This is a genomic window from Bradyrhizobium diazoefficiens (assembly GCF_016612535.1).
In the GTDB taxonomy this organism is placed as follows: Bacteria; Pseudomonadota; Alphaproteobacteria; order Rhizobiales; family Xanthobacteraceae; genus Bradyrhizobium; species Bradyrhizobium diazoefficiens_C.
On record NZ_JAENXS010000002.1, the window covers coordinates 1,008,900 to 1,021,564 of the forward strand.

The 12,665-nt window shown below is 64.3% G+C and carries 12 protein-coding genes; 3 read left to right on the plus strand and 9 right to left on the minus strand.

Annotated features, from left to right (window positions below):
• Positions 1-100 precede the first annotated feature (100 nt).
• Positions 101-1,327 (plus strand): ABC transporter substrate-binding protein, encoded by a 1,227-nt coding sequence (locus tag JJE66_RS21690; protein WP_200516537.1) that lies wholly within the window; start codon positions 101-103, stop codon positions 1,325-1,327.
• Between the two features lie 171 nt (positions 1,328-1,498).
• Positions 1,499-2,782: an IS701 family transposase gene (locus tag JJE66_RS21695; RefSeq protein WP_200516538.1), complete on the plus strand. Its 1,284-nt coding sequence runs from the start codon at positions 1,499-1,501 to the stop codon at positions 2,780-2,782.
• A 175-nt stretch (positions 2,783-2,957) separates the two neighbouring features.
• Here the strand turns inward: JJE66_RS21695 and der are convergent, their stop codons facing one another.
• The 7 genes from der to JJE66_RS21730 all read right to left on the minus strand — a co-directional run bounded on the left by der (position 2,958) and on the right by JJE66_RS21730 (position 10,435).
• Positions 2,958-4,340 (minus strand): ribosome biogenesis GTPase Der, encoded by a 1,383-nt coding sequence (gene der, locus JJE66_RS21700; RefSeq protein ID WP_200516539.1) that lies wholly within the window; start codon positions 4,338-4,340, stop codon positions 2,958-2,960.
• Between the two features lie 50 nt (positions 4,341-4,390).
• Positions 4,391-4,945: a hypothetical protein gene (locus JJE66_RS21705; RefSeq protein WP_200516540.1), complete on the minus strand. Its 555-nt coding sequence runs from the start codon at positions 4,943-4,945 to the stop codon at positions 4,391-4,393.
• 40 nt (positions 4,946-4,985) lie between these two features.
• Positions 4,986-5,639 (minus strand): tetratricopeptide repeat protein, encoded by a 654-nt coding sequence (locus JJE66_RS21710; RefSeq protein WP_200516541.1) that lies wholly within the window; start codon positions 5,637-5,639, stop codon positions 4,986-4,988.
• Between the two features lie 179 nt (positions 5,640-5,818).
• The gene (locus JJE66_RS21715) at positions 5,819-7,405 is read right to left on the minus strand and encodes a class I adenylate-forming enzyme family protein (protein WP_200516542.1); all 1,587 of its coding nucleotides are present in this window, start codon (positions 7,403-7,405) and stop codon (positions 5,819-5,821) included.
• Between the two features lie 73 nt (positions 7,406-7,478).
• Positions 7,479-8,063 carry an NnrU family protein gene (locus JJE66_RS21720; RefSeq protein WP_200516543.1) on the minus strand — a complete coding sequence of 195 codons (585 nt, stop codon included), beginning with the start codon at positions 8,061-8,063 and terminating at the stop codon, positions 7,479-7,481.
• Between the two features lie 69 nt (positions 8,064-8,132).
• The gene (locus tag JJE66_RS21725; RefSeq protein WP_200516544.1) at positions 8,133-8,714 is read right to left on the minus strand and encodes a hypothetical protein; all 582 of its coding nucleotides are present in this window, start codon (positions 8,712-8,714) and stop codon (positions 8,133-8,135) included.
• A 101-nt stretch (positions 8,715-8,815) separates the two neighbouring features.
• On the minus strand, positions 8,816-10,435 hold the full coding sequence (locus JJE66_RS21730; RefSeq protein WP_200516545.1) for a peptide chain release factor 3: 1,620 nt from the start codon (positions 10,433-10,435) through the stop codon (positions 8,816-8,818).
• A gap of 191 nt (positions 10,436-10,626) precedes the next feature.
• Between JJE66_RS21730 and sugE the strand changes: the two genes are divergently transcribed.
• On the plus strand, positions 10,627-10,941 hold the full coding sequence (gene sugE, locus JJE66_RS21735; RefSeq protein ID WP_200516546.1) for a quaternary ammonium compound efflux SMR transporter SugE: 315 nt from the start codon (positions 10,627-10,629) through the stop codon (positions 10,939-10,941).
• Here sugE and JJE66_RS21740 read toward each other — a convergent pair.
• Positions 10,934-11,941, minus strand: a complete 1,008-nt coding sequence (locus tag JJE66_RS21740; protein WP_200516547.1) for an inorganic phosphate transporter — start codon at positions 11,939-11,941, stop codon at positions 10,934-10,936. The genes sugE and JJE66_RS21740 overlap by 8 nt on opposite strands.
• A 15-nt stretch (positions 11,942-11,956) precedes the next feature.
• Complete coding sequence (locus tag JJE66_RS21745) at positions 11,957-12,601, minus strand: DUF47 domain-containing protein (protein ID WP_200516548.1); 645 nt, start codon at positions 12,599-12,601, stop codon at positions 11,957-11,959.
• Positions 12,602-12,665: the final 64 nt, after the last annotated feature.

Here is a 12,665-nt window from a genome sequence, read left to right on the forward strand (position 1 = left end):
AAGCGCATTGCCGCAGACCGCGGGACACGGTAGAGCCATCAGCCGGAACAACGCTCCACAAGAGAGCCGCCCGCATATTTGACAATGGAGGAAACCTTTTATGACGACGACGTTCGCGCGACGCTCTGCGGCCTTTCTGGCCTGCGCTGCCTTCGGTTTTGCAACATCTGCCTACGCTCAGGACAAGACCGCCACGATCGGCGTGCTCAACGACATGTCGAGCCTCTACGCCGATATCGGTGGCCCCAACTCGGTCGTCGCAGTCAAGATGGCGGTCGAGGATTCCGGCCTGCTCGCGAAGGGCTGGAAGATCGAGGTCATCAGCGGCGATCACCAGAACAAGCCGGATATCGGTGTCAACATCGCGCGGCAGTGGATCGACACCCAGAAGGTCGACATGATCACCGACACGCCGAACTCCGGCGTGGCGCTGGCGGTCAGTAACGTCGCCAAGGAAAAGAACGTCGTCCTGCTCAACAATGGCGGCGCCAGCGCCGACCTGACCGGCAAGGCCTGCAACGCCAACACCATCTCCTACACTTATGACACCTACATGCTCGCCACCGGCACCGGCAAGGCGCTGACCAAGGCTGGCGGCGATAGCTGGTTCTTCCTGACCGCCGACTATGCCTTTGGTGCGGCGCTCGAGCGCGACACCAGCGCGGTCGTCAAAGCGAACGGCGGCAAGGTGCTCGGCGGCGTCAAGCATCCGCTCAACACGTCGGACTTCTCGTCGTTCTTGCTCCAGGCGCAGAACTCCAAGGCGAAGATCGTCGGGCTTGCCAACGCCGGCGGCGACACCACCAACGCGATCAAGCAGGCGGCCGAGTTCGGCATCGTCGAAGGCGGCCAGAAGCTCGCGGCGCTGCTGCTCTTCATCAACGACGTCCACTCGCTCGGCCTCAAGACCGCGCACGGCCTGACCTTCACAGAATCGTTTTATTGGGACCTGAACGACAACACCCGCGCCTGGTCCAAGCGTTTCCAGGAAAAGGTGACCAACCACGCGATGCCGTCGATGACCCAGGCCGGCAACTATGCGGGCGTGCTGCATTACCTGAAGACGCTGGAAGCACTCGGCGGCAATCCGCATGACGGCGCCAAGGTCGTCGCGAAGATGAAGGAAATCCCGACCGACGACCCGCTGTTCGGCAAGGGCCCGCTGCGCGAGGACGGTCGGCGCATCATCCCGGCCTATCTATTCGAGGTGAAGAAGCCGGAAGAATCGAAGGGACCGTGGGACTATTACAAGCTGGTCGCGACCATCCCGGCGGACGAAGCGGCCAAGCCGCTCAAGGACAGCGAGTGTCCGCTGGTGAAGAAGTAAGAAGAGGCCGCCGTAGGGTGGGTTAGCCGAAGGCGTAACCCACCGCTTCTCTCGCGACAACAGAGTGGCGGATTACGCTTCGCTAATTGTACTGAGTCAAACGGTCGCGGCCATCGAGGCTGAGAATCAAGTAATTGTAGAGATTCAATATTTGGCACTTGGGAGGGCCAGATGAATCTCGATCAGGGTGGAGATAGCGAAACTCGGTTTGCGGAGTATGTGGCGGGGCTTGGCAGCGTGATCGGTCACGCGGAGCGGACGAGACCGCTGCGTGACTATTGCACGGGATTGATCTTGCCGGGCGAGCGCAAGAGCGTGGAGCCGATGGCGGCGCGGACGGCTCCAGGACGCACGGCAGCACAACACCAATCGCTGCTGCATCTTGTCGCCAACGCGGCCTGGTCGGACGAAGCCGTGCTGGCCAAGGTGCGAGAGATGGTGTTGCCGGCGATCGAGAAGAGCGGGCCGATCGAGGCGTGGATCATCGACGACACCTCGTTCCCCAAGCAAGGCAAGCATTCGGTCGGCGTGCACCATCAGTATTGCGGCCAGCTCGGCAAGCAGGCCAATTGCCAGGTGGCGGTGTCTTTATCGATCGCCAATCATGCGGCCAGCCTTCCGGTGGCCTATCGGCTGTACCTGCCGCAGGATTGGACCAAAGATCGCAAGCGCCGGAACAAGGCCGGCGTGCCGAAGGAGATCAAGTTCAAGACCAAGCCACAGATCGCGCTGGAGCAGATCCGCTGGGCCTGCGAGGCCGGTCTGCCACGTGGCGTCGCGTTGATGGATTCGGCCTACGGGAGGGACTCGCAACTGCGCGCCGGCATGACGGAATTGGGCGTGCCTTACGTGGTCGGCATCGTGCCGACCATCTTGATGTGGCGCCCCGGCACCGGCCCGCGCCGCATGGACAAGCCGCTGAACAACACCGGCCGCCGCGACGAGCCCGATCTGGTCTCGGCCAAGAAAGTAGCGCTCGGCCTGCCGAAGCGGGCTTGGCGCAGGGTGACCTGGCGCGAAGGCTCAGCCAAAAAGCTGTCCTCGCGCTTTGCCCGCGTGCGCGTCCGTGTCGCATACAACAAGCTGATTCCCGAGACGCTATCGTCGGAGTGGCTGTTGATCGAATGGCCCGAGAGCGAAAAAGAGCCGACCAAATACTGGCTGTCCACGCTGCCGGAGAACGTCAGCTTCGAGCGGCTCGTCGATCTGGCCAAGCTGCGCTGGCGCATCGAGCGCGACTATCAGGAGCTCAAGCAGGAGGTCGGGCTCGATCATTACGAAGGTCGCGGCTGGCGTGGCTTCCATCATCACGCAACCCTGTGCATCGCAGCCTACGGCTTCCTCATCGCCGAGCAGGCGACGATTCCCCCCTCAGAACCACGTTCCACCGCGCCGCTCCAGGTCCCTCCCTTACCCGACAACTATCGACCCAGAGGCTCCGCCCTTGCGGCCTGAACGCCACGTTCCGAACTCGATCGCAACCATGCGCATGCGACTGAGCCTCGCCCTAAGCAAAACGCTCCCACGATGCCCTTGCTGCGGCGCCATCGCAGCATCACGCACGCGCAGAAAACCCATGACGCAGTAAGACTAATCCGCCCTACGGGTCCTACGCTGAAACCAACGCCGCTCACGACGGCCGCTTGCGCTTGTGCGCGAACGGATTGGCCTTCTCGCGCAAGGTGATCCGCACCGGCGTGCCAGGCAGATCGAAGGCCTCACGCATCGAGTTGATGAGGTAGCGCAGGTAAGACTGCGGTACGGCGTCCGCGCGCGAGCAGAACAGCACGAAGCTCGGCGGGCGCGCCTTGGTCTGCGTGATGTAGTTCAGCTTCAGCCGGCGGCCGGATACGGCGGGCGGCGGATTGGCCTGGACGGCCTCCTCGAACCAGCGGTTCAAGGCGGAGGTCGAGACGCGCCTGTTCCAGAGCGCATAGGCATCCTGGATCGCCTGCATCAGGCGGTCGATGCCCTCGCCCATCAAGCCGGATACGGCGACAATCGGTACGCCCTTGACCTGCGGCAGCCAATGGTCGGCGTCGCGGCGCAAGGTCGAGATCGCGCCGCCGCCCTTGGTCTCCATCAGATCCCATTTGTTGACGGCAAGCACCATCGCCCGGCCCTCGCGCTCGATCAGATCGGCGATGCGCAAATCCTGCTCCTCGAAGCGGTTCTGCGAATCCATCATCATCACGACGACTTCGGCAAAGCGCACGGCGCGCAGCGCGTCGGCAACCGAGAGCTTCTCCAGCTTTTCCTCGATGCGCGAGCGGCGGCGCAGGCCTGCCGTGTCGAACACGCGAAACTCGCGGCCTTTCCAGTTGATCTCGACCGCAATGGAGTCGCGCGTGGTGCCGGCCTCGGGGCTGGTCAGCAGGCGCTCCTCGCCGAGCAAATGGTTGATCATGGTCGACTTGCCGGCATTGGGCCGGCCGACGATGGCAACCCGGATCGGGCGCGTCGCGGCCTCTTCCTCCGACAGCGGCTCGTCGTCCTCGGCCTCATCCTCATCGACAGGCGCCGGCATCAGCCCGCTCAGGGCGTCATAGAGCTCGCCCATGCCCTCGCCATGCTCGGCCGAGATCTGGATGGGCTCGCCAAGGCCAAGCGCGAAGGCTTCCATCGCGCCGGCATCGCCATGCTTGCCTTCGCTCTTGTTGGCGACCAGCAGCACCGGTTTGTTGGCGCGGCGAGCGAAATCGGCGAAGGCGCGGTCGTTCGGCGTCAGGCCGATGCGGGCATCGATCACGAAGAACAGCGCATCGGCCTGAGCGATCGCGGCCTCGGTCTGCTCCTGCATGCGCGCAGTCAGCGAGCCCTTGGCGCCCTCGTCGAGGCCGGCCGTGTCGATGATGGTGAATTCGAGATCGCCGAGCCTGGCCTCGCCCTCGCGGCGGTCGCGGGTGACGCCGGGCAGGTCATCGACCAGCGCGAGCTTCTGCCCAACCAGGCGGTTGAACAGCGTCGACTTGCCGACATTGGGCCGGCCGATAATGGCAATCGTAAAGGACATTGGTCATTCGTGCGCCGCGGAGATAGCGCCTGTCAATTCGGTGAAAAATATCAGCGGGAGAAACTGCCGCTGGGCATCGGCGCCGGGAAGGCTCCCTGCGTCTGCTGCTGCTGCTGCTGGGTGGTCTGTGTCGATTGCGCCGGCTGCTGCGCCGGTTGGTCCGGCGGCGGCGCAGTCGTGCGCTTGCGAACGATCTTGTGCTTGGGCGGCGCGGCGGCCGGCGCTGGCGCCGCCTCGGGCTGGGCCTCGCCGTCGACCTCGCCGGCCGGTGCTTCAGCCGGCGCGGCCGGCTGCCTGGTCTTCCTGACCTTGGCGGATTTCGACGGTTTCGCGGGCTCGGCCGGCGGCGGCTCGACCGGCAGCGCCGCGACGGCAGGCGCGTTCGGATCCTGCTGTTGCTGCGCGCCCTTGTACATGTCCTTCGGCACGCCCTGCTCGAGACCCGGCACGCCCTCGGGGAATACCGGTTTGCGGTCGCCCGGCAGCTTCTTCTTGGTGTCGAGCCAGTCGAGCATGTCGCTCGGATCGAAGCTGGAGCAGCCGCTCAGGACGCCCGTGAAAGCGATCAGGACGGCGGCTGCGATCAAGCGTGACGTGCGGCGCATATTACTATCTCGTCTCAGCTCTCGGGACCGTCAGCTCTGATCAGCTCTTGGCGACGGGCGGCAGCAGGGCCTGGAGCGCCTCGGCGCGCGAGCGCAGGCCCGGCGGTGTTTCGCCGTCCTCGGCGATCGCGTCGAGCCATTTGCGGGCCGCGGTCATGTCGTTGTTGCGCCAGGCCGACAGTGCCAACAGTTCGCGGGCGCTGTGGCGGAAGGTCGATTTGGGTTCGGCAGAGGTCTCCAGCCGCTGCTGGATGTCGGCATAGGAGGCGCTGTCCACCAGCAGGCCGGCCGCGCGAATCTTAGCGAGATCCCGCCACTCGCTGCCGACGCCGCTGTCAGCGGCGATGTCGTCATACATCTTGGCCGCAGCCTTGGGATCGCGGGCCGATGCCTCGGCCGCGGCGCGCAGCCGTGCTAGAATGCGGTAGCCGGATGGGGTCTTCGCAGCAAGATCGGCAAAGGCCGTCTCGGCCTCCGCGTGCTTGCCCTGCTCGGACAGTTCGACGGCCTTTTCGAAGACAGCGCCGGCCTCGGCGGCCTTCTTGGCCTCAAGGTATTGGTAGCCGCGCCAGCCGCCCACGGCCGCCACGATCAACACCATCAGGGCGATGAAGTAGAGCGAATAATTGTCCCACAGCTTTTTGAGCTGCTCGCGACGTACTTCCTCGTCGACTTCATCAAATAATTCAGACACTTAAGCCAATCCCATGCCCGGCCGGGAGCGCGCGCCAGATCGCGCGCGTCAAGAGCCCGTCCCCACGTCGCGGCGGCGATACCCTATCGATATGGCGGAGGCAAGGCAAAGCAAGGCCGATCAAGGCGTTAACGCGACAGGCCGAGGTAGTCCGGAACTGCTTGGCCCGACTGAAATCGCTACCATAGCTCCCGCAACTGGCGCTTCAGCACCTTGCCATTGGCGTTGCGCGGCAGCGGATCGGAGGTGATTGCCATCGTTTCCGGCACCTTGTAGTCGGACAACCGCTCGGCGCACCAGGATCTCAAATCGTCACTCCCGACCTGCATGCGCGTCACCACCACCGCATGGACGCGCTCGCCCAGCACCGGGCACGGTTTTGCAATGATCGCGCTCTCGACTACGGCGGGGTGGCCGGCCAGCACCGACTCGACTTCGGCGGAATAGATCTTCAGGCCACCGCGATTGATCATGTCCTTCTGCCGGTCGAACACCCGGACAAAGCCCTCCGCATCGACCGCGCCGAGATCGCCGGAATGCCAGAAGCCGCCGGTGAAACTCTCCGCCGTGGCCTTCGGGTTATTCCAGTAGCCCTTGATGACGGAGGCGCTCTGGATCCAGAGCTCGCCGATCTCGCCGGGCGGCAGCTCGCGCCCATCTGTCCCGATCGCAATGATCCGCGCCCCCGGGCACGGCAGGCCGACGCTGTCGATATGGCCCGCCGTCAATTCGCCCGGCATGATCGTCGAGGGTGACGTCGTCTCGGTCGCGCCGTAGCAATTCGCAAGCTTCAGGCCCGGAATCGTCGCCTTGAGCTTCTCGATCGTCGCCACCGGCATCGGCGCGCCGCCGAAGCCGCCGATGCGCCAGCTCGATAGATCGTAGCTGTCGAAATCAGGCTGGAGCAGGCAGAGATTGTACATCGCCGGCACCATCACCGTGTAGGTGACGCGCTCGCGCGCGGCGAGCTTGAGATAGTCGGCCGCCTTGAACTCCGGCATGATGATCAGCGCGCCGCCGCAACGGATCATCGTCGTGATGTTGGCGACGACACCCGTGACATGCCCGAGCGGGACGGCTGCAATCGAGCGGTCGGCCGCCGTCAATTGCAGGCAGGACACGAACACCATCGAGGAATGAACGATGTTGCAATGGGCCAGCATCGCGCCTTTCGGCTTGCCGGTGGTGCCCGAGGTGTAGAGGATCATCGCGGTGTCCTCTTCACCGACATCGACCGGCGTCGGGGCTGGCGCGTTGTCGGCGAGCACGGAGTAGCGCGACAGAGCCGGATCGCTGTCGATAGCGATGCGGTGGACCACATCCGAAACGTCTCGCGCATCGGGCAGGCGCGCCGCAAGCGCCGCCTCGTGGATCAGGATCCTGGCGCCGCAATCGGCAAGCACATAGGCGATCTCCGGCTTCTGCTGGCGCGTGCTGAGCAGTACCGTGACGAGACCTTCGTGCGCGGCGGCAAACAGGAGCAGTGGAAATTCCACACGATTGCCGAGCAGGATGGCGACGCGGTCACCGCGCCGCAAGCCGAGCTTGCGAAAGCCCGATGCAATCCGCGCGGCCTGCTCCACCGCCTGCGACCAGTTCAGGCGGACATCGCCGCAGACGAGCGCTTCGCCGTCGCCGTTGCGCGCCGAAGCCTCCGCGATCATCGCCCACAAGCTCGAAGGCCGATCGGTGAAAGCCGGCACCACCCGATCGCCAAAGCGCGCCTCGAACCGCATCGGCGGGATCTGAGATTGGGACCAGTCCATCGGAATGCCCTGAGCGTGTTGCTTTTGTCGCCTTCCGCGCATGGGCACGCGGATGCTGTCTTGCGCTGATCGGCTAACCGCCCATGACGGGAACACCGATCACGACAGGATGGAATGCAAATGCCAGCGCCAGATAGGCGACGACGCCGACCGCGACCGCGATCAGATCGTTGGTGACGCCGCCCACAGGAATCGGCGGAGCGCCGGCGTCGGTGCGATATTTCAGCGAAATGCGGTCATACACCGCCCAGCCCAGGAACGAGCCGAACAGGATGATGGAGCCGAGATCGCCATTGGCCAAGAGATGCGCAGCCGCCCACAGCTTGATGCCGGCGAGCATCGGATGCTTCACCGTCGCGTAGATACGGCCACGCACGTAGGACGCGACCACCAGGATCACTGCCGGCAGCATCAGTGCGATCGTAATGTGCTTCATCGCCTTCGGCGGATACCAGATGTCGATCCAGCCTGAGCTGCGATAGTGGCCAAAGCCCCAGACGATCAGCGCCAGCCCCGCAAGCGAAACAACCGAATAGAGGATCTTGTAGGTCCCCTCGCCCAGCCGCGCGATCGCCTGCGCGCGCGCGTCACGTTTCGTCGTGAAAACATGGGCGGCGAAAAACAGCACCAGCCCCAGGATCATGACCAGCAGACCCACGACATCCTCCCCTCAACCCGCCCCCGCCCATGGCGTATCATCGATCGGCCGCCGGTCGCAACTGACGCGCTACCTGCCGAGCTCGCGATTATCGACATAGCGGATCGCGATCGGGCGCCCGGCCAGGGCGCCACCGAGGCCATCGGTGAATTTCAGCGGCAGGCACGCGTTCAACGATGTGTTGATCGCATTGAGATACGTCGTCCGTGTATCGGCCGGGACGCCTGCGGTCACGTATGTGAGGCGCGGCGGGCCGATCAGGCCACCCGCCTTGTTGAAGCTGAAGCGCACCGACATCTGCATGCCCGGGCGCGCATGGTTGTCCGATGGCGGCGACCAGCAGGAGCGCAGCTCGGAGAAGAGGTCGCCGATCGTGTCGAGATCGTGATCCGGCTTCTGGTATTTGGCGCGATCGGCCCCGGACGGGACGGTCTTGATCGTGAGCTGGAGGTTCTGGCCGTAGGGATAGTCGATCTCGGGAATGCAGGGGCCGTGCTCGAGCGGGCTGCAATAGGACGGCGTGCAAGGCCGATTGTCGAGCACACTGCAGGGTTCATGCGCAAACGGGATCGGATTGATCTGGCGGCGCTGCGCATCGGCGGCCGCCATCGATATCGCCAGCACGAGACAAACGAGGATGCCGCGCCACATGATGCGAGCTCACACTGTCAGATGGAGCAAGGTGGCATCGTCAATGAACGCGTCAAGCCCGCGACTGTTCACATGCTCGCGCGCAAGAGGCTGGGAGCCCCCTACCCCTTCTTCTTGACGTCCTTGACGTTGGTGAATTCGATGCCCTCGGCGCGCTCCCTGGTGTAGCCGAGATAGAACTCGTTCCGGGCCAGATACACGGGATCGCCGTCGACGTCGTCGGCGATACTGGAGGTGTTGGCAGCGATGAAGGTGTCGAGCTTCTTGCGGTCCTCCGAGGAGACCCAGCGCGCGAGCTGGAACTCGCTCACTTCGAACTCGACCGGTAGCGAATATTCCGCATCGAGCCGTGCCTTGAGCACGTCGAGCTGCAGTGCGCCGACCACGCCGACCAGCGCCGGCGCGCCGTCGCGCGGACGGAACACCTGCACGACGCCCTCCTCCGACATCTGCTGAAGCGCTTCCTTCAGTTTCTTCGCCTTCATGGCGTCGGTGAGACGGACGCGGCGGACGATTTCAGGCGCGAAGCTCGGCACGCCGACGAAGTTGAAATCCTCGCCCTCGGTCAGCGTATCGCCGATCCGCAGCGTGCCATGGTTGGGAATGCCGACGACGTCGCCGGCAAAGGCCTCGTCCGCCACCGAGCGGTCCTGGGCGAAGAAGAATTGCGGGCTCGACAGCGGCATGCTCTTGCCGGTGCGCACGAGCTTCGCCTTCATGCCGCGGCTGAGCTTGCCGGAGCAAAGGCGCGCAAACGCAATACGGTCGCGATGATTCGGATCCATATTGGCCTGGATCTTGAACACGAAGGCGCTCATGCGCGGATCGGTGGCTTCGACCCTGCGCTGGTCGCTGTCCTGCGCGCGCGGCTCGGGCGCGAACTTGCCGAGGCCCTCCAGGAGGTCGCCGACGCCGAAATTGCGCAGCGCGCTGCCGAAATAGACCGGCGTCAGATGCCCCTCCCGGAACGCGTCGAGCTCGAACGGCCTTGAGGCCTCGGTGACGAGCTCGAGCTCGTCCTTCACCGCGGAGACGTCGAGATTGGCGTTGAGCTTGCCGAGCTCGGCGATCTCGATCTGCTGCGCAGCGCCGGTCTTGGCGCCGCCGCCTTCGAGCAGGCGCACGCCGCCATTGACGACGTCGTAGGTGCCGAGGAAGTCGCGGCCGCGGCCGACCGGCCAGGTCATTGGCGTGGTGTCGAGCGCCAGCGTCTTCTCGATCTCGTCGAGCAGCTCGAAAACGTCGCGGCTTTCGCGATCCATCTTGTTGATGAAGGTGATGATCGGGATGTCGCGTAGGCGGCAGACCTCGAACAGCTTGCGGGTCCGCGCCTCGATGCCCTTCGCGGCGTCGATCACCATGACCGCGGAATCGACCGCCGTAAGCGTGCGATAAGTGTCCTCCGAAAAGTCTTCGTGGCCCGGCGTGTCCAGGAGGTTGAAGACGAGGCCCTCGAACTCGAAGGTCATCACCGAGGTCACGACGGAGATGCCGCGCTCGCGCTCGATCTTCATCCAGTCCGAACGGGTGTTGCGCCGCTCGCCCTTGGCCTTGACTTGGCCGGCGAGATTAATCGCGCCGCCGAACAGCAGGAGCTTTTCGGTCAGCGTGGTCTTGCCGGCGTCCGGGTGCGAGATGATCGCAAAGGTGCGCCGCCGCGACACTTCAGCGGCAAGCGGGGAACGGGCCGGCGATTCGGCTGTGGTGACGATGTCGGGCATGGCGGGAGCGTTTGGCAGGGAAAACGGGCCTGATCAAGCCTCATGTGGTGATTGCGGGGCCCCTCGGCCAGCCCCATATCGGCTTTGATCAGATAGGTCTTGGGGTCAGATAGGTCTTGGGGAAGGACGACCTTCCCACTCATCAGCGCATCAGTCCGCGGGGACGGCCCTGCCTTGAATGGAGGGTCGTCATGGCCTGGAGCATCCTGTTCGTCGCCGGTCTGCTGGAAGTCGCCTGGGCGATCGGCCTGAAATACACCGAGGGCTTTTCGAAGCTCGTTCCGTCCGTTTTGACGCTCGCGGCCATGGCCGGCAGCGTCATTCTGCTGGGTCTCGCCCTCAAATCGCTGCCGATTGGAACCGCCTATGCGGTCTGGACCGGCATCGGGGCGGTCGGTACCGCGGCGCTTGGCATCATCCTGTTCGGCGAGCCCGCCACCGCGCTCCGCCTCGCCAGCATCGGATTGATCGTCGCCGGTATCGTCGGGCTGAAGCTCGTTACCTGAGGAAGAGCTTCACCGCCCACCAGGTCAGCGCGGCGACGATCGCCGAGGCCGGCATCGTGACCACCCAGGCATAGACGATCGAACTTGCCACGTTCCAGCGCACCGCCGAGAGTCGACGGGCGGCGCCGACGCCGACGATGGCGCCGGTGATGGTGTGGGTGGTCGAGACGGGAACCCCGAGGAAGGTCGCGATGAACAGGGTCGCGGCGCCACCGGTCTCGGCGCAAAAGCCCTGCATTGGCGTCAATTTTGTAATTCGCAGTCCCATGGTGCGCACGATGCGCCAGCCGCCCATCAGCGTCCCCATCGCCATGGCCGCCTGGCACGACAGCACCACCCAGAACGGCACGAAGAATTCTCCGCCGAGTTGGCCTTGCGAATACAGCAGCACGGCGATGATGCCCATGGTCTTCTGCGCGTCATTGCCGCCGTGGCCGAGCGAATAGAGTGAGGCTGAGGCGAATTGCAGGATGCGGAAGGCGCGGTCCACCGCGAATGGCGTCGACCGCACCGAGGCCCATGACACGATCGCAACCAGCATCATCGCGAGCAGGAAGCCGACCAGCGGAGACAGCACAATCGCGATCACCGTTTTCGACAATCCGCTCCAGACCGCAGCCGAGAGTCCGGCCTTGGCCACCCCGGCTCCGAACAAACCGCCGATCAATGCGTGCGACGAGGACGACGGGATGCCGAGCGCCCAGGTCACGAGATTCCAGACGATGGCGCCGACAAGCGCCGCGAAGATCACCTGGGCGTCGACGATTGCGGGATCGATGATGCCGGTGCCGATGGTCTGGGCGACGTGCAGGCCGAACACCATGAAGGCGACGAAATTGAAGAACGCGGCCCAGAACACGGCAAATTGCGGCCGCAGCACCCGGGTCGAAACGATGGTCGCGATCGAGTTGGCGGCGTCGTGCAAGCCGTTCAGGAAGTCGAACAGCAGCGCGACGGCGATCAGTCCGACCAGGACGGGAAGACCCAACGCAGCATCCACGGCGCGGCCCCTGCCCTAGACTTGCTCGATGACGATGCTGTTGATCTCGTTCGCGACGTCGTCGAAGCGATCGGCCACCTTTTCGAGGTGGTCGTAGATCTCCGCACCAACGATGAAGTCCATCGCGTTGCCCTCACGGTGCTTCAGGAACAATTCCTTCAGCCCGATATCCTGGAGGTCGTCGACCCGCCCCTCCAGCTTGGTCAGCTCTTCCGTGATCGCGGTCAGCATGGCCACGTTCTTGCCGATCTCCTGCATCAGCGGCAGCGCACGTCCAACAAGGTTGGCGCATTCGATCAGAAGTGCACCGATCTCGCGCATCGGCGGCTCGAAGGCGCGGACCTCGAACAGCATCACGGCCTTGGCCGTCTGCTGCATCTGGTCGATGGCATCGTCCATCGAGGTGATGAGGTTCTTGATGTCGCCGCGGTCGAACGGCGTGATGAACGTCCGGCGCACCGCCGTCAGCACCTCACGGGTGATGTTGTCGGCATCGTTCTCGAACTGGTTGACGCGCTGGCAATAGACCGGCGTCTCCTCGCCCCCGTTCAGTACGCCTTGGAGCGCGATTGCGCCCTGGATCACGGTCTGGGCGTGGCGGTCGAACAGGTCGAAGAACCGTTCTTCCTTGGGCAGGAAAGCGCGAAACCATCGCATCATGGGGAGAGTCTACCGGTTGGACTGGGCCGGCCCGAATGGGCCGTCACAAAACCGTCATAGACCA

Bases quoted from the DNA above. Each gene is read 5' to 3' on its own strand.
- JJE66_RS21695 (WP_200516538.1), top strand. From the start codon at position 1,499: ATGAATCTCGATCAGGGTGGAGATAGCGAAACTCGGTTTGCGGAGTAT.
- JJE66_RS21745 (WP_200516548.1), bottom strand. From the start codon at position 12,601: ATGATGCGATGGTTTCGCGCTTTCCTGCCCAAGGAAGAACGGTTCTTC.
- JJE66_RS21690 (WP_200516537.1), top strand. From the start codon at position 101: ATGACGACGACGTTCGCGCGACGCTCTGCGGCCTTTCTGGCCTGCGCT.
- JJE66_RS21705 (WP_200516540.1), bottom strand. From the start codon at position 4,945: ATGCGCCGCACGTCACGCTTGATCGCAGCCGCCGTCCTGATCGCTTTC.
- der (WP_200516539.1), bottom strand. From the start codon at position 4,340: ATGTCCTTTACGATTGCCATTATCGGCCGGCCCAATGTCGGCAAGTCG.
- JJE66_RS21715 (WP_200516542.1), bottom strand. From the start codon at position 7,405: ATGGACTGGTCCCAATCTCAGATCCCGCCGATGCGGTTCGAGGCGCGC.
- JJE66_RS21725 (WP_200516544.1), bottom strand. From the start codon at position 8,714: ATGTGGCGCGGCATCCTCGTTTGTCTCGTGCTGGCGATATCGATGGCG.
- sugE (WP_200516546.1), top strand. From the start codon at position 10,627: ATGGCCTGGAGCATCCTGTTCGTCGCCGGTCTGCTGGAAGTCGCCTGG.
- JJE66_RS21730 (WP_200516545.1), bottom strand. From the start codon at position 10,435: ATGCCCGACATCGTCACCACAGCCGAATCGCCGGCCCGTTCCCCGCTT.